Source organism: Methylocaldum sp., assembly GCF_039794385.1.
Lineage (GTDB): Bacteria > Pseudomonadota > Gammaproteobacteria > Methylococcales > Methylococcaceae > Methylocaldum.
On sequence record NZ_JBDIVO010000036.1, the window covers coordinates 1 to 23,699 of the forward strand.

At 56.4% G+C, this 23,699-nt stretch carries 20 protein-coding genes; 9 read left to right on the forward strand and 11 right to left on the reverse strand.

Features of this window, described 5'->3' with window-relative positions:
* Positions 1 to 386: hypothetical protein (locus ABJK70_RS05520; RefSeq protein ID WP_347257529.1), on the reverse strand; the 386-nt coding region annotated here is incomplete at its 3' end.
* A 164-nt stretch (positions 387 to 550) separates the two neighbouring features.
* Between ABJK70_RS05520 and ABJK70_RS05525 the strand changes: the two genes are divergently transcribed.
* On the forward strand, positions 551 to 1,210 hold the full coding sequence (locus ABJK70_RS05525; protein ID WP_347257530.1) for an MlaD family protein: 660 nt from the start codon (positions 551 to 553) through the stop codon (positions 1,208 to 1,210).
* 852 nt (positions 1,211 to 2,062) lie between these two features.
* Here the strand turns inward: ABJK70_RS05525 and ABJK70_RS05530 are convergent.
* The gene (locus tag ABJK70_RS05530; RefSeq protein ID WP_077728221.1) at positions 2,063 to 2,386 is read right to left on the reverse strand and encodes an RNA-binding protein; all 324 of its coding nucleotides are present in this window, start codon (positions 2,384 to 2,386) and stop codon (positions 2,063 to 2,065) included.
* A gap of 477 nt (positions 2,387 to 2,863) precedes the next feature.
* On the opposite strand from ABJK70_RS05530, the gene ABJK70_RS05535 reads away from it, so the two are divergent.
* Positions 2,864 to 3,733, forward strand: coding sequence for a DMT family transporter (locus ABJK70_RS05535; protein ID WP_347257531.1), 870 nt, complete (start codon positions 2,864 to 2,866; stop codon positions 3,731 to 3,733).
* Here the strand turns inward: ABJK70_RS05535 and ABJK70_RS05540 are convergent.
* From ABJK70_RS05540 to rpmH, 7 genes are all read right to left on the reverse strand, one after another.
* The gene (locus ABJK70_RS05540; protein ID WP_086134440.1) at positions 3,716 to 6,748 is read right to left on the reverse strand and encodes an EAL domain-containing protein; all 3,033 of its coding nucleotides are present in this window, start codon (positions 6,746 to 6,748) and stop codon (positions 3,716 to 3,718) included. The genes ABJK70_RS05535 and ABJK70_RS05540 overlap by 18 nt on opposite strands.
* A gap of 124 nt (positions 6,749 to 6,872) precedes the next feature.
* Positions 6,873 to 8,174 carry an MFS transporter gene (locus ABJK70_RS05545; RefSeq protein ID WP_347257532.1) on the reverse strand — a complete coding sequence of 434 codons (1,302 nt, stop codon included), beginning with the start codon at positions 8,172 to 8,174 and terminating at the stop codon, positions 6,873 to 6,875.
* 109 nt (positions 8,175 to 8,283) lie between these two features.
* Positions 8,284 to 9,630, reverse strand: coding sequence for a tRNA uridine-5-carboxymethylaminomethyl(34) synthesis GTPase MnmE (gene mnmE, locus ABJK70_RS05550; protein WP_077728217.1), 1,347 nt, complete (start codon positions 9,628 to 9,630; stop codon positions 8,284 to 8,286).
* 124 nt (positions 9,631 to 9,754) lie between these two features.
* The gene (gene yidC, locus ABJK70_RS05555) at positions 9,755 to 11,392 is read right to left on the reverse strand and encodes a membrane protein insertase YidC (protein ID WP_077728216.1); all 1,638 of its coding nucleotides are present in this window, start codon (positions 11,390 to 11,392) and stop codon (positions 9,755 to 9,757) included.
* Between the two features lie 2 nt (positions 11,393 to 11,394).
* A complete protein-coding gene (gene yidD, locus ABJK70_RS05560) occupies positions 11,395 to 11,619 on the reverse strand; it encodes a membrane protein insertion efficiency factor YidD (protein WP_077728215.1) in 225 nt (74 codons plus the stop codon).
* A complete protein-coding gene (gene rnpA, locus ABJK70_RS05565; protein ID WP_077728214.1) occupies positions 11,574 to 11,969 on the reverse strand; it encodes a ribonuclease P protein component in 396 nt (131 codons plus the stop codon). The genes yidD and rnpA overlap by 46 nt, the downstream gene beginning before the upstream one ends.
* Before the next feature lie 3 nt (positions 11,970 to 11,972).
* On the reverse strand, positions 11,973 to 12,107 hold the full coding sequence (gene rpmH / locus ABJK70_RS05570) for a 50S ribosomal protein L34 (RefSeq protein WP_077728213.1): 135 nt from the start codon (positions 12,105 to 12,107) through the stop codon (positions 11,973 to 11,975).
* 184 nt (positions 12,108 to 12,291) lie between these two features.
* Between rpmH and dnaA the strand changes: the two genes are divergently transcribed.
* The 6 genes from dnaA to thyA all read left to right on the forward strand — a co-directional run bounded on the left by dnaA (position 12,292) and on the right by thyA (position 20,459).
* Entirely contained in the window at positions 12,292 to 13,617 is a 1,326-nt protein-coding gene (gene dnaA / locus ABJK70_RS05575; RefSeq protein WP_086134437.1) for a chromosomal replication initiator protein DnaA, read from the forward strand.
* A 73-nt stretch (positions 13,618 to 13,690) separates the two neighbouring features.
* Entirely contained in the window at positions 13,691 to 14,794 is a 1,104-nt protein-coding gene (dnaN, locus tag ABJK70_RS05580; protein ID WP_347257533.1) for a DNA polymerase III subunit beta, read from the forward strand.
* 81 nt (positions 14,795 to 14,875) lie between these two features.
* Entirely contained in the window at positions 14,876 to 15,946 is a 1,071-nt protein-coding gene (gene recF, locus ABJK70_RS05585; protein ID WP_077728210.1) for a DNA replication/repair protein RecF, read from the forward strand.
* Positions 15,947 to 15,960: 14 nt separating this feature from the next.
* Complete coding sequence (gene gyrB, locus ABJK70_RS05590; RefSeq protein ID WP_077728344.1) at positions 15,961 to 18,378, forward strand: DNA topoisomerase (ATP-hydrolyzing) subunit B; 2,418 nt, start codon at positions 15,961 to 15,963, stop codon at positions 18,376 to 18,378.
* A gap of 317 nt (positions 18,379 to 18,695) precedes the next feature.
* Positions 18,696 to 19,505 (forward strand): prolipoprotein diacylglyceryl transferase, encoded by an 810-nt coding sequence (gene lgt, locus ABJK70_RS05595; protein WP_077728209.1) that lies wholly within the window; start codon positions 18,696 to 18,698, stop codon positions 19,503 to 19,505.
* A 57-nt stretch (positions 19,506 to 19,562) separates the two neighbouring features.
* On the forward strand, positions 19,563 to 20,459 hold the full coding sequence (gene thyA, locus ABJK70_RS05600) for a thymidylate synthase (RefSeq protein WP_347257534.1): 897 nt from the start codon (positions 19,563 to 19,565) through the stop codon (positions 20,457 to 20,459).
* Between the two features lie 45 nt (positions 20,460 to 20,504).
* On the opposite strand, the gene ABJK70_RS05605 is transcribed toward thyA, so the two are convergent.
* Positions 20,505 to 22,355: a PAS domain S-box protein gene (locus ABJK70_RS05605; RefSeq protein WP_168175319.1), complete on the reverse strand. Its 1,851-nt coding sequence runs from the start codon at positions 22,353 to 22,355 to the stop codon at positions 20,505 to 20,507.
* Between the two features lie 141 nt (positions 22,356 to 22,496).
* Between ABJK70_RS05605 and ABJK70_RS05610 the strand changes: the two genes are divergently transcribed.
* The gene (locus tag ABJK70_RS05610) at positions 22,497 to 22,754 is read left to right on the forward strand and encodes a hypothetical protein (protein WP_166642461.1); all 258 of its coding nucleotides are present in this window, start codon (positions 22,497 to 22,499) and stop codon (positions 22,752 to 22,754) included.
* A 9-nt stretch (positions 22,755 to 22,763) separates the two neighbouring features.
* On the opposite strand, the gene ABJK70_RS05615 is transcribed toward ABJK70_RS05610, so the two are convergent.
* A complete protein-coding gene (locus ABJK70_RS05615; RefSeq protein WP_077728206.1) occupies positions 22,764 to 23,399 on the reverse strand; it encodes an MEDS domain-containing protein in 636 nt (211 codons plus the stop codon).
* Positions 23,400 to 23,699 lie beyond the last annotated feature (300 nt).

The window sequence follows — 23,699 nt, forward strand, 5'->3', positions numbered from 1 at the left end:
CAGCGGTTGGTCGGTCTTCGCCACGGCCCCTTGGGATTCACGTGGTGTCCCTGAATGTCAAAGATGAACTCCTTTCCGCCCAAAGCCGCTTGGGCCAGCTCCGGTTCGTAGGCCGCTTCTAGCGGGACCTCAAAACGGCCGCCGGTTCGGCCGAAGGCGGCGAACGCCTGGTTCATGGCCAGCAGCGTCGTCGCTGCGCCCGACACCGATTTAAGAAATGTCCGTCGGCTCATGCCGAGCCGTCGCGACACCTTCGAAACCTGGTCGTGCGCTAATCGCTTCGCCATGAGTACCGGGTCGGTCAGCGGCATCGGCAGGTATTCGCCATTGGTGGCGGTATCCAGTTTGACGGGTAAACGTCTGCCCTCCGGATCGATAGGCGCCATGAAGTTCTCCTTGCTCGATTCAATTCACCGTTTCGAAATCTATTTATGAGACTTGCGATCAAAACGCTTTGTTTCACCGGAAGGCGATTTCTGCCGTTCGTCCGAAGCTTTGCTTTATCATGCAGAGCCAAGTCGAAGATCCATAACGTCCCGGAGACACTTTCATGCCCATCAGATTCACCCTCGCTATCGTCGCGTTGATTCTGCTGTTATTCGGCTGCAGCCGCGACGAGCTTGAATTGAAGTTACAGCTCGACGCGTCGGGCGGTTTGCAGCCGGGAGACGCTGTTGTCATTCGGAACCAGAGCGTGGGCAGGGTCACGGACGTGGAAGCAACAGGGCAAAGCGGTTACGTGGCAAAGCTCGCCATTGAGCCCGGGTTTGCTGCGGAGGTCACTCAGAGCGCCCGTTTCGTAGTGGACGAAGATCCTGATAATTCCGGACGGCGTCGTGTCGAAATTCAGCCGGGGAACGGGGGTGACGCGCCTTTGGCGGACGGTGCCTCGGTTCGGGGTTCTGTCAGACAGACGCCGCTTTTTCCTCTGGGGGAAATCTTGCGCAGCTTCACCGAGGGGCTTGGTATTCTTCGCGAGCAGGTGGAGCGCTTCGAGTCCGATATGCGGCGGGTGCCGGAATCGGAGGAGGCACAAAAGCTGCGGGACGAATGGGCACGGTTATTGGGCGAGATACAAAGAGCGCAGGCTGCTACCGAAGAGTCCATCAAGAAGGATTTGTTGCCCAGGCTTCAACAGGAACTACAGCAGCTGGAAGACCAACTGCGGTCTCTTGAAGCAACGCCCGGAAAAAAGCCGCAGACGATATGAGGCCGGAGTCACGGGTTTTTAGGGCATTTCCGGAGCGAAGCGACGCAAAAAACGTCTTCGGAATTTCGTTTCTTGCTCCGACTCATGTCTAGCTTTCGTACATACGAAGGCGTACGTATTTGTCTTGGAGCTATATGCGGGTTTAATGAAGCCACCTGAAACCGGGAGCGCAGGGTTTCGGTTTCAGGTCCGGAACAGTGGACGTTCCGGTAGGGATTAGGATGTTGCGAAGGGACTTAGGGATGTCGCGAGGAACAGGATGTTCCGAACGGAATAAGGATATTCCGTGCAGGATTTGGAACGCGAACGGACTTAAGGATATCGCAGTAGGAAAGGGATGTTCCGAACGGACTCGGGATGTTTCGAAGGGAATCGGGGCATTCTGATCCGGAATTCTTCAGCGGACCAAACTTATTTCTTAGTGACAGCGGATGTCGACCCTGAACAGGGATGTTCCCCCTATGGCTGTCTCGTCGGAAGCGCGCTGGTTTTCCATAAAACGCCGATGCGACTGAGATGTCGCCTATTGTTGGGTTCCTGAGACAACTATAACTGCCGGTCCACCGTATCCCGCGCCGGAGCCCAAGGCCGCTGGTCCGCGGGGATTGTTTTTTCGATCCGACAGTCGACCGACGCTGCTCGGCCTGCGCGGTAAGCCGCAAAAGGCTTGGTACGGTCAAGCTTCGATATTTGCTTGATGGCCTAGGGCGACCGACAAGCGAAAACAATGGTACGCAAGCCCGAAACTGTTTCTGAACCGTTTTAGCGGTCGGCAGAAAGCAGTTCGGGCCAGCGTTGCAGAGCAGGCCGCATCGAAACAACCTGCTCTTGAAGATGTTTCTCGGCTACCGGTTAGTAACCGCGACGCTGACCGCCGAAGCCACCACCGCCACCGCCACCGCCGCGACGTTGAGTAGAACCGCCACGGTTGTTTTCGCGGGGACGCGCTTCATTGACGGTAATGGAACGGCCGCCGAATTCGGTCTGATTTAATTTATCAATAGCTTCCTGCCCCCCCCGGCTGTCCATCACGACAAAGCCGAAGCCCTTGGATTGTCCGGTAAAGCGATCGGTGATCAGATTAACCGATTGAACCTCGCCATACTGGGAGAACAGCCCACGAAGCTCGTCTTCCGTGGTCTGGAATGATAAGTTGCCTACATAAATATTCTTCATTTGAAAATAACTCCCGCTCCGACACGCGCCGGAACATCAACAAACAAAACCGGCCTCCAAGGCCGAGGACAAACCTACGAGTTACTTCTTGAGGTATGAGGCGAGGACTTCGGGAACAGAGCGAGAACGACGCCGGATCCAGGAAGGAATTACCAAATGCCGCTGAAGGAACGTGTCAGGTTCCCGAACTCTAGCATGAGGATATGGCTTTGCCTATGGTTATTTCTACGAATCCCGCATCGGGCAAAAGTATGTCTGTGCCGGTTATGATTTGATTCGATCCGAGGGAAAATCCGGACGATGATGGTGGATTTGCAATCCGTCCCGGTATCGGGAAACATTCGCTCGATCGAAAGCCTTCATCTCTCATTTGCCCAAGCCCTCGAAACTCTTCCTAAAACAGATCCACTCTTGATTTCCAACCATCCCCATCGAACCGCCTGTTGCGCGGAAGGCGGCCGTATGTGGCAAGGACGAATGCGTGGACTGGCCTACATGGTCATTGCCGCTTTCCTGTTTTCGGTGATGGGAGTAGGTGTGTACGGCGCGGCCCTAACCGTCCCTCCGGTTGCTGCGCCTATGGTTAGTTTCATTCGGGTGACGGTGAATCTCGTCATCCTCGTGGCGCCGGCGCTGTGGTTCAAGCAGGGATGGGCCTTATTCGGCGACCGGCGGGCTTCGCTGTGGTTGCGCGGTCTATTCGGTGCGGTCTCGCTGATGCTCTCGTTCGCGGCTATTCAGCGGATCGGGCCCGGCGAGAGCGCGTTTTTGTCGGCGAGCAGCGGCGTGTTCGTGGCTCTGTTGGGGCCCGCCGTTTTATCGCAGCGAAACCCGCTGTCCGTCTGGCTGGCCATATTCGGCTCGCTCGCAGGCCTTTTTCTGCTATTTCAGCCGAGGCTCGGCCCTTCGGACTTTCTCGGGCGGGCTATGGCGCTGGGGTCCGGATTTCTGGCCGCTCTGGCGTACTTGATGGTTGCCCGCGCCGGCCGGAGTAATCCGCCGCAGGCCGTGGTTTTCTATTTCTGCCTGGTCGCTGTGGCGATTCATCTGGTTTATTTCGGAATTTATGGCGTCCTTTGGCCGTCCACGCAGAATGCTTGGGGCTGGGTGATGCTCGCGGGGATTTCCGGCAGCGGTGCCCAGTTGTACATGACGCGAGCCTATCAAATGGCCCCGGCCGCCTTGGTCAGCTCCGTGGGCTACATCGGTCCGGTTATGAGCGTGATTTGGGGCGTGTTGCTGTTCGCGAAGATCCCCGATCAGAAAGCCCTGGCCGGTTGCACGCTGGTCTTGCTTTGCGGAGTCTTCCTGCCGTTCTCGGCCGTCCGTTCACGTGCCGAGAAATGAGAGGTCGACTGCGTTGGCGGGCACCGGGCGGGGGGCGAAACTGAACTCGGAAGACGGAACCGACTTGCCGAATAAATAACCCTGGCCCAGTTGACACCCTTCTGCGGCGAGAAACGCGTGTTGCGCCGCCGTTTCCACACCCTCTGCGATCAACTCCAGGCGGAGCGAGCGAGCCATTGCCGCAATCGCCCGAATGATCGCATCGTTATTCTCGTGCGGCACATCCATGACGAAGGATTGGTCGATCTTCAGGCGATGCACGGGCAATTGTTTCAAATAGCCCAGGCTGGAATAGCCGGTGCCGAAATCGTCGACCGCAAGATTCACGCCGAGTGTGCGCAAGTCTTCGAGAATGCGCAGCGTTTTCTCGGTCTGCTGCATGACGACGGTTTCGGTAATCTCGACCTCCAGATATCGCGCGTCGAGGCCGGTTTCCGCGAGTGTGTGGGAGACGAGTTCGACCAGATCCGAATCGTGTAATTGCTGACTGGAGACATTGACGGCGATTTGCTGGAAGGAAAACCCGTGATCGAGCCAGCTCTTGGCCTGGCGGCACGCTTCGCGAAGCACGAATTCGCCGATTTGGCAGATGATTCCGCTTTCCTCGGCGAGCGGGATGAATTTGGTGGGCGATACCAGACCGATTTCCGGATGGCGCCACCGTACTAGCGCTTCGGCTCCCGATACGGTGCCGTCGAGCAAATTGATTTGGGGTTGATAAAAGACTTCAAGCTCGCCCCGTTTGAGCGCCTGGCGTAATTGGGTTTCCAGCCGCACTTTTTCCAGGACCTCCTGGGTCAGCGATTTGCTGTAGAACTGGAAGCGATTCCGTCCCAGCCGCTTGGCGTGATACATCGCCGCATCGGCATGCCGAATCAGGTCGTCGGTACCTTTCGCATCGTCCGGATAAATGCTGATGCCGATGCTGGGGGTGATGAACAAATCGTGTTCGTCGACACGGACCGGCTCGCTGAGCGCGTTGACCAGCACTTCGGCGAGTATCGCCGCGCACGCCGGGGTCTTGATGTGCTCCTGGGCGATGGCGAATTCGTCGCCCCCCAGTCTGGCTACGGTATCGTTCTCGTGGACGGCGGAAGTCAGTCGCGACGCGATCTCGCACAGCAACTGATCGCCCACGGCATGGCCCAGGCTGTCGTTGATGTTCTTGAAACGGTCCAGGTCTATGAAGAGGACGGCTACCCGATGTCCTTCGCGATGGGCGTGGGATAAGGCGTGATCCACCCGATCCGTGAACAGCAGGCGGTTGGGCAATTGGGTGAGGACATCGTGGTGCGCGAGTTGGAACAATTGCTTCTCGAATTGCTTGACGCCGCTGATATCCGAAACCACGGCGACATAGTTCAGAATCTGGCCGTCCCGATCGCGAATCGCGCTGACGTTCTCGAGGGCAGGAAAGATTTCGCCGTTCTTGCGCCGGTTCCAGAGCTCGCCGCGCCACTGCCCGGTTGTCCGGATCGCGGCCCAAAGCTCTTTGTAAACAGCGCCGTTGTGTCGCTTGGACTGCCAAAGACGCGGCGTCTTGCCGAGCAAATCGGATTCGGGATAGCCGGTAATCGCGGTAAACGCCCGGTTGACGGCAACGATTCGAGTTTCGGCATCGGTAATGACGATCCCTTCGGTGGTATTTTCGAATGCCGCTTGGGCGAGACGGAGCTCGGTTTCGATCCGTTTTTCCGCGGTTATGTCGCGGGTGATGCCGTCAAGGCGAGTGCGTTCTCCGGCCGCATCGGTAACGGGATAACCCATATCGTGGACCCAACGGATCTCTCCGTCGGCGCGAACGATCCGGTACACGGCATCGAAGTTGGCGCCTTGGAGGAGATCGGCGAATCCGGCATGAACGAACGGGCGGTCGTCCGGGTGGACAACATTCAGCCAGAGTTCCGGATCGGCATAGAATTCCTCCGGTTTATGGCCGTAAATATTTTCGACGACTTTGTTGACGAACAGCACTTTTTCGCCATCCGGAGAGACGCTCCACACGGCATCCCGCATGTTGATCAGAATGCTCTCCAGATGTTCGCGCTCTTGCTCGAGCTGCCGCGTCGATTCCACGACCCGTTGCTCGAGAAGCTCTCCGCGGTTGCGCAGCATGGACTGCGTGGACTTTTGCTCGGCCACCAACGCCGACATGACGTACGTGGTGCCGCCGACGATGAGTATGAAGGCGTCGAGCAGCAGAAAAGAGGCGTTCGTCGGGTACTGGGAAAATGGCCCGATTCCGTTCGCCGTGCTCGCCGCCGCGATCAGAACGTTGAGGGCCAAGGTCGAAGCGATGGCGAGCGGGCCGAAGCGGAAAGCCGCCCAAATGAGAGTGGGAATGGTGAGAAAGACCAACGGATAGTGAGCGGTATCCGGGTGCAGCCATCCGCCGAAGGCATAAAGCCCGGTCAATACTGTCAGCACTGTATGGAGTGCCTGTTCCAAGCTTAAAGCTTCAAGCTTAGAGCGCGCGGCCAACGCCAGAAAAAGCGGGGCCACCACAAGCGCTCCGCTGGCATTGCCCAGCCACCAGGTCCACCATAGATCGCAAATCGGGCGGGATGCATTTGGTTCCAACAGCATCACGCTCAAGCTTCCGATGCCGGCGCTGATAAGAGGAGCAGCCAGCACGCCGAACGTCAAAAAGCGAAATACGTTCCGAACCGTACAAAATATCCGGTCCGAGGGCACGGCGCGGGCGATCCATGCGGCTCCGGCGACGGCCTCGAGCGTGTTGCCGACGGCGATGGGGAATGCGGAAAGCCACGCACCGGTCGTGAGATTGACTGCCAGGGCGCCGAGAAAAACGCCAGGCCACCAGCGTCGGCCGAAGGCGAGACACACGGCCAGGGCGAGGCCGGTCGGAGGCCAGATGGGAGTGACTTTGACGTGGACTGTCGCCAGCAACAGAGCGGATTTCGCCGTCAGAAAATAGGACGCGGCGAAAATGACCAAGCTGAGCGGATAAGTGAGCCGCCCGCTCGTAAGCTTGGGTCGGGAGACGGATGCCATCGTTTTTGAATGTCAGATGCTAAACGAGCCGCGAGGCGGAGTTATCGGCCGAAGACTTTAAACATAACCCGCGATAAATGAAAGCTCGTTTCGCCCGGAAACCAGATTTGGACTTGCCGGGGACTCAGGGGTGTCGTCGTTTACCGGAACGGCGTTTCGGTTTAATGCTGTTCCTCTTGTCGGAAGACGGTGTTTCGACGATGCGGTGCGGGAAACGATCCATTGTGCGCAAATCGGGAAAGCCGTACATCCAAACTATGGCGACGGCCAGTGTGACCGCTCCCCCGACGATAATGGCGGGAGTGAGGCCGAACCAAGCGGCGGTCAGGCCGGATTCGAATTCGCCCAGTTCGTTCGAAGCGCCGATGAAGACCGAATTGACGGCGCTCACTCGCCCGCGAATCGTGTCGGGCGTTTCGAGCTGGACCAGCATGTGGCGGATGTAAACGCTGACCATGTCACCGGCGCCCAGCAAGAAAAGCGCGGCGAGCGACAAGGGAAAACTCGTCGACAGGCCTAGCACGATGATAGCCGCCCCGAACACAGCGACGCCGCCGAACATCCAGCGTCCGACATGTCGGGAGATGGGCGCGAAGGCGAGCAACATGGCAGTCAGGGCGGCGCCGGCTCCGGGTGCGGTGCGAAGCAGGCCCAACCCGGTCGGGCCTACGTGCAGAATATCGCTGGCATAGGCCGGCAGTAGCGCCGTGGCGCCGCCGAACAGAACGGCGAACAAATCGAGCGAAATGGCGCCGAATACGGTGGGCCGCGAACGTACGAAGTGCAAGCCGTCCAGAACGGTATGCCAGCTCATGGGTTCGCGGCCGTTGGTCCGCCGGGGAAGGCTGCGCATCGACAGAATCAGGATTGCCGAGAGTCCGAGCAGCACCGACACCGTCGTGTAGACAGTCATGGGCCCCGCAAGATATAGGACGCCGCCGAGTGCCGGACCCGCAATCACCGCCAGTTGAAAGCTCGATGAACTGAGCGCTACGGCATTGCTGAAGCTTTCGGCGGGGACCAGATTGATTACGATCGCCTGGCTGGACGGCATCATGAACGCCCGCGCCGATCCGTAGAGCGCCATGACGGCAAATACCGGCCACACGACCTTTAGGCCAGTTAGGGTGAACCCGATCAGCAATAGGCCGCATAGCATTTCCACGGCATAACAGAGCATGATGATGCGGCGCCGGTCGAAGCGGTCCGCCAGTTGGCCGGCTATCAACACGAGCGGCACGAAAGGCGCGAACTGGGCGAGCCCTACAAGTCCGAGATCGAGCGCGTCGCCGGTAAGCGCGTAGACTTGCCAACCCACGGCCACGCTTTGCATTTGCACCGCAACGGCGCCGAGAAATCGGGCGCACAGGTAAAGCACGAAATTGCGATGGCGGAGTGCGGACGTTTTGGTCGTGGATAATGACATGTATTCCGGAGAAAGTTGTCAGCGCGCTTGGATGGCTGGGGTCGAGCTTGCGCCGCGGTGGGCGAGCGGAACGCCTTCCGGAGGTTCGGAGCGCGAACTCGACAGCCCGCTACTTGCCGATGCAAAAACTGGCGAAAATCCGGCCTAAAAGGTCTTCGTTCGTGAATTCGCCGGTGATTTCCGATAAGGCGTTTTGAGCTTCGCGAAGGTCTTCGGCGAGGAGTTCGGCGGCGCGGATTTGGAGTTGCGTTTCGGCGTTCTCGATGAGGCTTTCGGCACGGCTTAGCGCATCGAGATGGCGGCGGCGGGCGATGAAAACATCGTTCGCCTCACTGTCGTAGCCCATCGAGGCTTTGAGGTGTTTCCGAAGATGTTCGAGGCCTTCGCCGGTCTTGGCGGATAGATACACGGCGGGACCTTTCCGTTCTTCGATGAAACCGGCCGGTTTTCCGGTGAGATCGATCTTGTTGTAGACGCGGGTGAGCGGGATGTCTGCGGGCAGGCTCTGGAGCAGGGCTTCCCCTTCTTCCGGAGTGCGATCATCGATTAACAGCAATATCCGGTCGGCCTTGTGAATTTCGTCTCGGGCCCGCCTTATGCCTTCGCGTTCGACAATATCCTCGCTCTCCCGCAGACCGGCGGTGTCCACCACGTGCAGGGGCATGCCGTCGATCTGGATATGTTCTCGCAAGGTATCGCGGGTGGTACCTGCGATTTCGGTGACGATGGCGGCTTCACGTCCCGCCAATCGGTTGAGTAGGCTGGATTTTCCGGCATTGGGGCGGCCGGCGATGACAACGGTCATGCCTTCGCGCAATAGACAGCCCTGTTGGGCGGAATGGCGGATATGCCGGAGCGTCGCCGAGAGGTCTGCGAGCTTTTCGGCAATACGGCCTTCGGACAGGAAATCGATGTCTTCGTCGACGAAGTCGATCGACGCTTCCACGTACTGCCTCAGTTCGATCAGGGCTTCGACGAGTTGGTGGATGCGGATCGAGAACTCGCCCTGGAGAGAGCGCTGCGCGGACCGGGCGGCCTGCTCTGTGGTGCTTTCGATCAAATCGGCGATGGCCTCCGCCTGGGCAAGGTCGATCCTGTCGTTGAGGAACGCCCGTTCGGTGAATTCTCCCGGGCGCGCCAGCCGAACGCCTGAGGCCAGGACGCGACGCAGCAGCAAATCGAGGACGACCGGACCGCCGTGCGCGTGCAACTCGAGGACGTCTTCGCCAGTAAAAGAATGGGGTGACGGAAAGTACAGGGCTAATCCGGTATCGAGGACCGAACCATCCAAATCATAGAAATGACCGTAGTGGGCGTAGCGCGGCTCAAGTTCTTTGCGTAGCAGCGCGCGCATCAGTGTGGGGACAGCGTTGCCGGAGATGCGGATTACGCCGATGCCGCCCCGGCCGGGAGGCGTGGCAATGGCGCCTATGGTGTCGCGAGATAATGTGTTCATGGGGTGGATTCCGGAACAAGCATTCGTTCCGGATCAAAGCAGAGAAGCCGGCGTATCGCATCGTCGCAAGGCGAAAGGTGCGCGGCAGGGGTGCGGAGCCAGCCCTGCCGCGCGAGAGATCGCGCTAGGCGTGTACGTTCCTTTCGATCTGCCGGGTGATATGCCACTGCTGGAGGATGGACAGAATGTTGTTGACCACCCAGTAGAGCACGAGTCCGGACGGGAAAAAGGCGAAGAAGCCGGTGAATATGACCGGGAAGAACTGCATCACCTTGGCCTGTACCGGATCGGCCGGTGGCGGATTGAGCTTCTGCTGGATGAACATGGAGACGCCCATGATCAGCGGAAGAATGAAATAGGGGTCCTTGGCGGACAGGTCGTTCAGCCAAAGGGCGAACGGCGCCTGACGCATTTCCACGCTTTCGATGAGAACCCAATACAGGGCGATGAACACGGGGATCTGGACCAGGATCGGCAAACAGCCGCCCAGCGGGTTGACCTTTTCCTTCCGATACAGCTCCATCATCGCCATGTTGAACTTCTGCTTGTCGTCGGCATGACGCTCCTTCAGCTGTTGAAGCTTCGGCTGGAGCTTCCGCATTCTGGCCATGGAGCGATAGCTGGCTTGCGACAGCTTATAGAACAGGGCCTTGAGCGTGATGGTGACGAACACGATCGCCCATCCCCAATTGTTGAAAATTTTGTGGAACTGTTCCAGGAGCCAGAAAATGGGTTTGGCGACAATGGTCAGCCCGCCGTAATCCACCGTCAGGTCCAGGCCCGGTGCCGTTTGCTCCAACACTCGCTGGAGTTTGGGGCCGGCGAACAAATTAGCCTTGAAGACTTTCTCTTCGCCCGGTTTGACCTCGAGCATGGGCGAATAGGTTCCGATGACGAAATGATTGTCGGAGAGGGCTTTGGTGTAAAAACTATGCTCTTCGCCGGCCAGCGGAATCCACGCCGCCAGGAAGTAATGCTGAATCATGGCGATCCAGCCGTCTTTGGCTTTCCGATTCAGGTTCGAATCCGCCATGTCGTCGAACGTGATCTTTTCGTACTTTTCTTCCGGAGTGTATAGTACGCCGCCGGTATAGGTCCGGACGAAAGCGTCCTGATCCTTGCTTTCGGGATTCTTCCGCTGCAACTGAACGTATTGACGCCCTTTCCATTCGGCTCCGGATTGATTGTTGACCTGCTGCTCCAGTTCGATCAGATAGCTGCCTTTGGTGAAGACCAAGGTCTTGATAATCTTGATTCCTTTGTCATTGGTCCACGTGAAAGGTATGCGGAGGGTGTCTTGGCCTTCCGCCAGCGTGTAGATATTGGCTTCAGCTTGCCATGTGCTGTGATGGGTGGGCGACAGGGCCTGTTCTCCCAGGAATCCGCTCTGCGCGATGAAAAAGTTGTTCTCATCGTTGAGCAGCCGTACTGGCTGGTCGGGCTGGTCCTTGCTCTGGGGATACTCGAGCAGATCGAGTATGCGCAGGTCGCCGCCCTTGGTGTCGATCTCTGCTCGTATGACATCCGTGGTGACGGTGACGCGCTGACGCTCGACGCCCGGAGCAGCGGACAGTTCAGGCGTCTTGGCGACGTCGTCGACGTCGCGAGCTGACTCGGGTACGTCACCTGCGACGTCCGGCGTAGTCGACCCGGATTGCGCCGTGGGCTCGGGCTTAGGCCCGTAATCCAGCTGCCATTGCTGCCACAGCATGAAGCTGAGAAATATAAAGAAGACGAAGAGAACGAACCTTAAATTATCCATTCTTATTTTCCGAATTGTTCTGGGACGGGATCAATACCGCCTTTGTGCCAAGGGTGGCATCTCAGCAGTCGCCTTGCGGCAAGATAGGAGCCCCGCAGAGATCCGAACCGCTGGATGGCGGTCAGGGCATAGCTGGAGCATGTCGGGTGGAAACGGCAATGCTGCCCCACCCAAGGGCTAATCAGGTACTGATAGAGTTTGATGAGGAAGACCAAGATGGCTTGCATCGCCTCACCAGGTTTTCCCAGTGCTTATGCAATGAGCTTCGGATTGTGTCATGGTCTGCCTGAATTGCGGCGCTGCGCGCCATTACCACAAAATCGACTCCGCCGAGCAGCGACTGCTGCAGGCGGAAGCTTTCGCGGATGAGGCGCTTGATGCGGTTGCGATCGGCGGCGTTACGGATTTGTCGTCTGGCGATAGCCAACCCGAGGCGCGGATAATCCCTACCGTTGGTTCGCGCGAGCACGGTTAAGTATTGGTCTGCGGACTTGCAGGGCTGCTCGAAAACGCGCTGGAAATCGGCGGCGGTACTTAAGCGGCGCGTTCGGGGGAAGCCGTAGCTAGGCGACGCCAAACGTCAGACGGTAAGCCGTTTACGACCTTTCGCGCGGCGCGCACTCAAAACCAAACGTCCGCCACGGGTTTTCATGCGCGCACGAAAGCCGTGGGTCCGGACACGCTTTATCTTGCTGGGCTGATAGGTTCTTTTCATGGTGTACCTGTTGAATTCCGCAAAGAAAATACAAAGCTGTGCATGCTAATTCACAGGCGATACGGTGTCAATGCTGTGGATAAGTCGGCTGTTGCGGTATGATACTGAATTCCGTTAAAGCGCTCACGCATTTATCGCCTATGCCTTATGTCCTATTCCTCGAGCACAATAAGGGAGCTGCACAATGAGCGCGCTGTGGAATCAGTGCATGAGCAAGCTGGAAGGAGAATTGCCCCCGCAGCAGTTCAATACCTGGATCAGACCCCTGCAAGCCGTCGAAAATGGTTCGGAGTTGAAACTCTTGGCTCCCAACCGTTTTGTGCTCGATTGGGTAAAGCAGCATTTTATCGGCAAGATCGAAGAAGTTCTATCTGACCAAAAGATCCAGCCGCCACCCCATGTCGTTCTGGAAATCGGCACGCGAAAGCAGCAGGAAGCGTCTCCCGTCGCGCCGGCGATCAAGAGGCCGGCCGGTGTCAAGAAAGGCCTTCCCAACAATCTCAACACGGCTTTTACCTTCGATAATTTCGTCGAGGGCAAATCCAACCAGTTGGCCAAGGCCGCGTCGATTCAAGTGGCGCAGAACGTCGGACGGGCCTACAACCCCCTCTTTATTTACGGCGGTGTGGGTCTGGGGAAGACCCATCTTATGCACGCTATCGGAAACGAAATTCTAAGGGCGAACTCCTCGGCAAACATCGTCTATTTGCATTCGGAGCGCTTCGTTTCCGACATGGTCAAGGCCTTGCAGCATAATGCGATCGGCGCCTTCAAGGAGTATTACCGGACGGTCGATGCCTTGTTGATCGACGATATTCAGTTTTTTGCCGGCAAGGAACGCTCCCAGGAGGAGTTCTTTCACACATTTAACAGCCTTCTGGAAAACAAGCATCAGGTGGTCCTGACCTGCGACCGCTATCCCAAGGAAATCAAAGGCCTAGAGGAACGGTTAAAGTCGCGTTTCGGGTGGGGGCTTCCGGTGGCCATCGAGCCGCCGGATCTGGAAACCCGCGTGGCCATCCTGATGAGCAAAGCGCAGCACGCCGGCGCCGATCTGTCGCCGGAAGTGGCTTTCTTCATCGGTAAGCGAATTCGCTCGAACATTCGCGAACTGGAAGGCGCTTTGCGGCGCGTCATCGCCAATGCTCACTTCACCGGTAAGCCGATTACGCTGGAGTTTGCGAAAGAGGCCTTGCGCGATTTAATCGCGCTTCAGGACCGGATGATCAACGTTGAGAACATCCAGAAGACGGTTGCGGAATACTACAAGATCCGGGTGGCCGATCTCTTGGCCAACAAACGCACCCGCTCGGTGACGCGTCCTCGTCAGATCGCCATGGCATTGGCCAAGGAGCTGACCAATCACAGCTTGCCGGAAATCGGGCAGCAGTTCGGCGGACGGGACCACACCACGGTCTTGCACGCCTGCCGCAAGGTTCAGGAGTTAAAGGAAAGCGACAGCAAATTCGCCGAAGACTACTCGAATCTCATGCGCACATTATCGAACTAGACTTGATGGATCGGCAGTTTGAGAAGTCGGCTTTTTTCGTTCAACGAGTTCCGCATCAACATATGACCTTACTATGAAGTTCACCATAAGCCGGGAGAATTTGCTGACGCCCTTGCAACAGGTTGTCGGCGTCATCGAGCGACGCCAAACCTTGCCCATTCTGTCCAACGTTCTTTTGAAGCTGTCCGATGAGGCTTTGGAGTTGACGGGCACGGATTTGGAAGTGCAGTTGGTCACCAAGGCCGTGGTTGAAGGCAGCGATTCGGGTTCGGTTACGGTGCCGGCGCGTAAGTTCTTGGATATTTGCCGCCTTTTACCGGAAAAAAGCGTGGTGAACATCGATTGCCGGCAGGAGAAATTCGTTATCCAGTGCGGGTCCAGCCGATTCAACCTGAGTACTCTACCCGCGGAAAACTATCCGGAATTCGATGCGGGAACACCGGAGATAGAGGTCTCCATTCCGCGCAATTGCTTGAGACGCGCGCTCGAAAAGACCCTCTTTGCTATGGCGCAACAGGATGTCCGTTATTATCTGAACGGATTATTGCTGGATTTGGGCGGCCAAGTGCTGCGGGCGGTTTCTTCCGACGGACACCGTCTCGCTTTTTTTGAGCAGTCGCTGGAAAGTGGTCCGGAGGAAGGCCGGCAGATCATCGTTCCGAGAAAAGGCGTTCTGGAATTGAATCGGTTGTTGGGCGAAGGCGAGGAACCGGTAACAGTTCAAGTTGCACCGAACAATCTGCGTGTCGATTTGGGGACGGTCAGCTTTGCGGCCAAGCTGATCGAAGGGAGGTTTCCCGACTATCAGCGTGTCATGCCACGCGAGCTGACGCGAGTCATTTTGGTAGACAAGGCTGCTTTCAAAGGGGCTTTGACGCGCGTCTCGGTATTGTCGAACGAGAAGTACCGGGGCGTTAGCATGGAAGTGAGCGAAGACGGCAATATGTGCCTCAAGGCCCAGAATCCTGAGCATGAAGAAGCGGAAGAAAGGTTCGCCGTCGAACTGGAAGGCAAGGATATTTCGGTCGGTTTCAATGCGTCTTATCTTTTGGACGCTATCAACAACGTGGATTCCGATAACGTTAAATTGTCGTTCACCGAGAGTGCCAACAGCTGCCTAATCGAGGATTGCGAGGATACGCAGTTCAAATTCATCGTTATGCCCATGCGTCTGTAGCGTGGGGCATTTTTCGCTAGCCGGATATGGCGCGATTACGGGCTGATCCGTGCCTCAAGTCGTGTATGAGCGAGGACGCGTATGAGTCTGGTCAAGATTGAGGCCCATGATGTACGCAACATTGAATCCGCTGCGCTAGAGCCATCCCCGCGCCTCAACTTCATCATCGGACCCAATGCCAGCGGAAAGACCTCCTTGCTCGAGGCGGTTTATTTGTTGGGGCGAGCGCGTTCGTTTCGTACGCCCCAAATCAGTCAGGCGATCCGCTTTGGGCGAAGCGGATTAATGGTGACCGGAAAAGTTACGAGCGATACCGGCCACACGATTCCGATCGGAATTCGCATCGCTCGCGATGAGCGGGAGATCCATCTTTCGGGCAGGAAGATCCAATCCAGTGCCGAACTGATCCGTACATTTCCGGTCCTCGTCATTCAGCCTTCGAGCGGCGCTTTATTGGAGGGCGCTCCGAAGCATCGCCGCCAATTTCTCGACTGGGGAGTGTTTCACTTTGAAGAGTCGTATCTCGATTGCTGGCGACGCTACGCCAAGGCGTTGAGCCAGCGCAATATCCTGCTGCGGGAAAGGCGACTTCGCGACATTGAGCTATGGAACCGGGAGCTTGCGCGGTACGGTACAATAATACATGGTGCGCGCGAACGCTATACGGAGAGGCTTATGCCCTATTTTTTTCAAGCTGTCGCGCAGTTTTTTGCGGGCGTTAAGCTTGATTTGCACGTGCAATCGGGGTGGAACAGGAACAAGACTCTGGAAGCGGCATTGCAGGAGGATGTCGCCTCGGACATTCGCCTCGGACATACCCAATCGGGTCCCCACAAAGCCGATTTCTCCGTCGTGCTGGACGGTCGTTCGGCAAAAGCGTATCTCTCCCGCGGTCAAATGAAACTTTTGGTTTACGCGCTTTTGCTGGCCCAGTCCCTTCTGATGGAAGAGAGCGCCGGCATGAGTGCGTGCGTGCTGGTTGATGACGTGGCGTCCGAATTGGACGAAAACAACAAGAATAGACTTCTCGGTTTTTTGAAGGAGCGGCGCACCCAGTTTTTCATTACCGCCACCACGGAGGAAATGATCAAAGAGGCCATCAACGACGCCGCTGTGTTCCACGTGGAACATGGGCAAGTAAAGCAAGCGTGAATTAAGAAATGAGCATGACCAAACTCGCGAAAGATTATGACAGCTCCGCCATTAAGGTCCTGAAAGGTCTTGATGCCGTCCGCAAACGCCCTGGTATGTACATCGGCGATACCGATGACGGTTCGGGGCTTCACCATATGGTATTCGAGGTCGTGGATAATTCGATCGACGAAGCCTTGGCCGGCCACTGCAAGACGGTCCGAGTTATCGTCCACAGCGACGAATCGGTGACCGTGACGGACGATGGCCGAGGAATTCCCGTCGACATCCACGAAGAAGAGGGACGCTCTGCCGCCGAGGTTATCATGACCGTCCTGCATGCCGGAGGAAAATTCGACGACAATGCCTATAAAGTTTCCGGTGGGCTTCACGGTGTCGGCGTATCCGTCGTAAACGCATTGTCTGAGCATCTGGTCCTGGAAATTCAGCGCGGGGGCAAGCGTTACCGACAGGAGTATCGTGACGGCGTGCCGCAGGCTCCGCTGTCCGCTGTCGGCGATGCGAACGGGACCGGCACGACCATCCGCTTCAAGCCCAGCCCCATCATTTTCACCAACATCGAGTTTCATTACGAAGTTCTGGCCAAGCGCCTCCGTGAACTGTCGTTCCTGAATTCCGGAGTTCGGATTTCTCTGGAGGACGAGCGTACGGGGAAGAGCGATGTCTTCGAGTTCGAGGGCGGTATACGCGCCTTTGTCGAACATCTCAACAAGAACAAGACGCCGCTTTTCGATAAGGTGTTCTACTTCCAAACGGAAAAGGACGGTACCGGGGTCGAGGTCGCCATGCAATGGAACGACTCGTACCAGGAAAACATTTTCTGTTTCACTAACAACATCCCGCAGCGAGACGGCGGGACCCATCTCGCGGGCTTCCGCGCAGCGCTTACGCGGACCCTCAATCAATACATCGAAGATCAAGGCTTGCTGAAAAAGCAGAAGATCGCCACCTCGGGCGACGATGCGCGGGAAGGGTTGACGGCGGTACTCTCGGTAAAGGTTCCAGATCCCAAGTTTTCGTCCCAGACTAAGGACAAGCTCGTCTCGTCTGAGGTCAAGCCAGTGGTCGAATCGGCCATGGGTGAAAAGTTTCAGGAATTTCTGCTGGAAAATCCGCCGGTCGCCCGCCTGATCGCAAATAAGATGATCGATGCCGCTCGTGCGCGGGAGGCGGCTCGTAAAGCCAGGGAAATGACGCGAAGGAAAACTGCGCTGGATATCGCGGGACTTCCCGGCAAGCTGGCCGACTGCCAGGAGCGCGATCCGACTTTGTCGGAACTGTTCATCGTCGAGGGCGACTCTGCGGGTGGCTCGGCCAAGCAGGGTCGAGACCGCCGCACGCAGGCGATACTTCCGCTCAAGGGCAAGATTCTCAATGTGGAGCGGGCACGGTTCGACAAAATGCTCTCTTCGGAGGAGGTCGGTACCCTGATCACTGCGCTGGGTTGCGGCATCGGGCGGGAGGAATATGACCCGAACAAGCTGCGTTATCATCGCATCATCATCATGACGGATGCTGACATCGACGGATCTCACATACGGACGCTTCTTTTAACTTTCTTCTATCGTCAAATGCCGGAACTGATCGAGCGCGGCCATATCTACATCGCTCAACCCCCGCTCTACAAGGTCAAGAAAGGCAAACAGGAGCAGTATGTAAAGGACGATACGGAGCTCGATAACTATTTATTGCAATTGGCGCTCGAAAAGACCCGTCTGCATATCGATGAAACGACACCCCCAATACAAGGGCAGGGGTTGGAGCAGCTCGCGAGGGAATACCTGAATGTTCAGGCCCTGATCGAGCGCCTCGCCCATCGCTATGACGAGAGTTTGCTCAATCTTCTAGTTGAATATCCGGTTTTGGACGCCGCGACGATTGCTGATCGCGCGGCGTGCGAGGCGTGGTTTGCCGGTTTGGTCGCACGGTTGAATGCCCGCGATCGCAGTGCAAGCTTTACTATAGATCTGGATTTTGCGAATCAGGCCGACGGGTTTAGGGCGCATGTCAGCAAGCGGCTGCACGGCGTTCACAAGACCTTCGATATCGGCGCAGGATTTTTCAGCGGCGGCGATTACAAGCGTCTCACCACGTTCGGTCAGAAAGTGGACGGACTATTTGGTGAAAATTCGTTTATCGCCAGTGACGACAAACGGGAGCGCGTGCGGAACTTTAAGGAAGCCTTCCAGTGGATGATGACGGAAGCGAAGAGAGGTCAACATATCCAGCGTTATAAAGGACTTGGCGAGATGAATCCCGAGCAGCTTTGGGAGACGACATTGGATTCGAATACTCGCCGTTTGCTTCAGGTGAAGATCGAGGATGCGATAGCGGCCGACGAGGTCTTTTCGACGCTCATGGGCGATCAGGTCGAGCCACGACGCGATTTTATCGAGAAGAACGCGCTGGAAGTCGCGAACTTGGACGTTTGATGCGGATCGTCTTACAGGCTAGAGATCGGAACCCTTCGGCGGTTCGAAAAGGCTCCTAACCAGGAGCCTTTTTTTTGGGATACTGCAATTACTCATTAGAGCCTCGGAAACATCATTCGAGGGAGCTTGATCCGTCCGAGTTAAACAGTTTGTTCCACGTGGAACATAGAAACGAGTTACCTCGCTTTTCCACCGCACCGATGACCTACGATCACGGTATACTTCTACCAGTTATAATCTTCCGATAAGCCTCGATCGCACCTTCTCGAGCTCTAAAGCACGCTTTATCCGGACCCCATCTGCGGAGAGACAGCCAAATGTTGCCATATCCCTCTATCGATCCAGTGGCTATTAGCATCGGTCCTTTGAAAATTCATTGGTACGGGCTGATGTATGTCATCGGTATCGGCGGTGCATGGTGGCTGGCTCGCCAAAGAGCCAAAGAACCCGGTTTCCCGTGGACCCCAGCTCAGGTGGAGGATCTCATCTTTTATACCGCTCTTGGGCTGGTGATCGGCGGCCGGGTGGGATATATGCTCTTCTATAACTTTCCGGCATTCACTCAAGACCCTTTAATGCTGTTTAGAGTATGGGAAGGCGGTATGGCCTTCCACGGCGGATTGTTGGGAGCGTTAGCGGCAATGTGGATCTTTGCTCGAAAGCAGAAAAGCTCGTTTTTTGCGGTGACCGATTTTATCGCGCGGTACGTGCCGATCGGACTTTTTACGGGCCGCATCGGGAATTTCATCAATGGCGAGCTTTGGGGAAAACCAACTGATGTGCCTTGGGCGATGGTATTTCCGGATGCCGGCCCGGAGCCGCGCCATCCTTCCCAGCTCTATGAAGCCTTTCTGGAAGGTATCGTTCTTTTCGTGGCACTACACTTTTTCAGCCGTCGGTCGCCGCCGACAATGGCGGTAAGCGGCTTGTTTCTGCTCCTCTATGGCATGTTCCGCTTCATGGTCGAGTTCGTTCGTCTACCGGACGCTCACATCGGTTACCTGGCCTTCGGCTGGCTCACCATGGGGCAGGTGTTGAGCTTTCCCATGATCATCCTGGGTATGCTGCTTCTCGTTTTGGCCTACCGCCGTCCGATAGCCTCTGGCCTGAGGACTGATGAGTCCTGAAATCGAAGCACCGAACGAAACGGAAGATCGGCTTAAACAACGAAAACGCCAGCCATAATGTCCCATCCCGAAGAGCAATATCTCACTTTACTTCGAAAACTGATAACCGAAGGGGATGAGCGAATCGATCGAACCGGGGTCGGGACGCGCGCTCTGTTCGGCTATACGATGCGATTCGACCTCGCGGCGGGATTCCCGCTGTTCACGACCAAGCAGATTTTTTGGAAGACGGCGTTCAAGGAGCTTTTGTGGATGTTGTCGGGCGGTCGGAATGTCCGGGAGCTTCTCGAACAGAACGTGCGTATCTGGACGGATTGGCCCTTGAAAAAATACCGAACTGCGACGGGTGAATCGATAAGCCAAGAGGATTTTGAACGCCGTATCTTGAGCGACGATGAATTCGCCGCCCGCTGGGGCGACTTGGGACCGGTGTATGGGCATCAATGGCGCCGTTGGCGGGATTACGATGGGAAAGAGATCGACCAGGTGCAGCTATTGGTCGATGGACTGAAGAACGATCCGACCTCACGCCGGCTGCTTTTTGAGGGTTGGAACGTGGCCCAGTTGGACGAGATGGCGCTTCCACCCTGCCACAAAACCTATCAATTCTTTGTTAGCCAGGCTACGAACACTTTGTCGGGAGCCTTGATGCAGCGTTCGGCGGATGCCTATCTGGGGCTGGGTTGGAATGTCGCCAATCTAGCCTTGTTGACCCATCTGCTCGCCGATCATTGCGGGTATACGCCTGGAGAGATCGTTTGGTTCGGTTGCGACGTGCATCTATATCGCAATCATATCCCGCAGGCACAGCTTCAGGTAGAGCGACAGCCGCGTCCATTTCCCCGGTTGCACATCAAACGCAAGGCAGCCGATATATTCGGATATCGAATCGAAGATTTCGAAGTGGAGGGCTATGATCCCCATCCCCACATACCGGCCGAAGTGGCGGTTTGAACGCTCCGACGCGGCGGCACGCGCAGCAGGCGAAAACGAATCGATTTAGTTCCGCACTCGGCCGCCGGGCGCCGTTCGGTTTCCAGGCTGTTCAGGCGTCATTTCCTGCCGAGCATTCATCACGGTGTTGTCTGACAGCGGCAATCTAACTACGAACTCGCTCCCTTTCCCCGGACCGCCGCTCAGGGCCTCGATGCTTCCACCGTGCATTTCGACCAATTTCCGCACCAGAGTCAACCCGATACCGAGCCCACCTTGAGACCGGTCCAATGAGCGTTCGGCCTGCGTAAATAGATCAAATACGTGCGGCAGGAGTTCGGGCGAAATGCCGATACCGTTGTCCTTTACGGACAATATGAGTTCCCGTGCATTTGGGATCGCCGTTAGCTGAATGTGGCCGCCGTGAGGCGTGTATTTGGCCGCATTATTCAAGAGATTGGTAACTACCTGAACCAGCCTGACCGCATCCCCTCTCAGCAACACCGGTTCCTCGGGAGATGAGATAGAAAGTCGATGCTGTTGGGAATCGATAATGGCTTCGGTAGCTTCGACTGCCCGGTCGATGAGGACGGACAGTTCGATAGGTTCGTTCTTGAGCGTAATCTTGCCGCGGGTGATGCGCGATACATCCAGGAGATCATCGACCAAATGAACCAAATGTTTGACCTGGCGATCGATCATGTCTTTAACCCACAGCAATCGCGAATCGGTCAGATTCAGCAGTCCCATCACCTGAACCGCATTGCGAATGGGAGCCAAGGGATTACGCAATTCGTGGGATAGCATTGCCAGGAATTCGTTCTTGCGCCGATCGGCTTCTTCCAAGGCATCCTGAACCCGGACGAGTTCGTCGATGTCGGAGCAGATTCCGAACCACTTGGTGATGCGACTGCTCGCATCACGAATCGGGCGAGCGCGAACCTGAAACCATTGGTAGGATCCGTCGGTCGAGCGAAGACGATACTTGGTTCGGAACGGCTCACCCGTTGTCACCGCATGCTGCCATTGCAGCCTAGTGCGCTCTTCGTCATCCGGATGTATGGCCGCAACCCATTCGGTGCTTTTCGAATCCGGCGGTAAGCCCGAATACTCATAGAATCGGGGGCTGATATAGTCGATAAACCCGCTCGAATCGCTGGTAAACAGGATATCCGGCACCGTCTCGGCCATGGCGCGGAATCGCGCTTCGCTCTCCCTAAGCGCCGTCTCGGCCCACTTGCGCTCGGTAATATCGCGTATGATTCCTGTGAACTTTGTTTGCCCGCCGATCTGCATCTCGCTGACGGTAAGTTCGGCCGGAAAAATAGAGCCGTTTTTGTGTAGTACATCGACATCCCGACGGATGCAGATGATGGTCTTCGTGCCCGTGGCTAGATAACGTTCGATGAAACTGTCATGGCGTTCGCGGTCTGGCGACGGCATGAGAATTCGAATGTTTTTCCCGATAACTTCAGCAGCGGTATAGCCGAATAGCCTTTCCGCAGCGGCGTTGAAAAGCTCGATGTAGCCGCCGCTGTCCGTGGTGATGATCCCATCGACGGCGGTAGTGATAATGCTTTGGAGACGTTCTTCACTGAATTTTAGGGCTGCGGTACGTTCTTCGATTCTCCTTTCCAACTGCTCGTACGCTTCATGCAGCGCCGACTCGGCCGCTTCCCGCCGCTGGATTTCCGCCTCCAGTCGGGCGTTCTTTTCCAACAAATCGGCAGTACGAGCGGCGACTTGATTCTCCAGATCATCTAGCACCTGCTCCAACCGTTCCTTGGTTTCCCGTTTCTCCATTAAAGTCGCCACGAAATTGGCGGTGTTGAGGATATAGGGAGCATAAGGCGTGAACGCCTGCAGGTTTGCGATTCTGAGGATGAGAAAGCCGAACAGCGTCGTGTTCGTGCGCAACGGGATACACTCATGCCCGGCATCGGGAATGGCGCCACAGCGTTTAAGTCCAATGGACGGTGTGGTGTTCGTACAATGATCGCACGTAGAGAGGCCGGCACCTTTCCGCTGTTCGGATACGAATGATCCACAAAAGCAAAAGTGGACATTCTCGACCCCGGGGATGTCACGCAATGCGCGGCAAAGGAAAGCGGCCTGCTCTTCCCTTGCGGACAAAATCCCGAGCGTTTGTTGCACGATCAGCAGTTTCCCCAATATTTCGGGCTGCGGCTGAAGAACGACCGTTACCGGACTCGTCATAACGCTGTTTCCACCTTCAGGTGGATGATGGGGCCAACTCAAGCTCAGGCAGGAGCGCGGAGTATGCAAGGCAAAGCCGAAAAAATGACCGTGCGCTAAGGGTAACGATCATCTTGAAGCCCGGAGCCGGGACAGATATTGCTCGGGTGCTTCGTAATAGGGGTTGTGCAGAATTTGCCCCTGAACGATCATCAGAGGATGCACCCTTAGAATTTCGTACAGATTGGCACCGCCCAGTCGGTTGGCATCGTACTGGCAAATGATGCTGCTAAAAGGGACCTCGTTTACAACGATGTTGAGCATCGACTCGTATTCGAACCACCGCTCCAGCCCAGGATGCTCGTTGCTGGTCCAGCCGGTTTCACCAGTGGCGCGTATTCCCAAAAAGCCTTCATCGATACTCTGCCGATACATCGACCGCCAGGTGTCGATCATCCGTTCCGGCAGAAAGGCCCCGTCGGGGCAATACGTCTTTTCAGCTTGGCTCAAAATGAACTGGCCCGGCCGGAGATGCTCGGGTAAATTAATGCCCAGTCTAGCGATATACTGTTCGAGTTCGTCGCCCGATGACACATCCGCCAGATAGGCGACCTTTTCTCCGGATACCAGACCGCTCTCCACGAATTGCGCCATCGTGCGGGAATGCTCTTCTTCATCGGTGTAGATGTAGCAGAGGTGACTGCCTGAAGGGAGATGCTGATCGGTGAAGCCGAACGCCGCATCCTTTTTTTGCGCGTAACACATAAGCTTTTTCAGGAAATTTCTGTCCGATCTAAATCAATGCTAACCCAAGTCATTTGTCAGAAAAAGACCGCGACCATTTTGTACGTACCGAAGTCGAATAGAGCGAATAACCAATTGAGACAGAGTTGACACCGGAAAGCGCCTATATGTTCCCCACCGCGATCGCCCTTTGTGCTCATTCTTCGAACCGTAGCCAGACCGGGGGCGAACCATGAACAACCCGATCTTCGAACCTTACGCATTAGGGCCTTATAAACTGAAGAACCGCATGGTCATGGCGCCGCTGACGCGTTCGCGGGC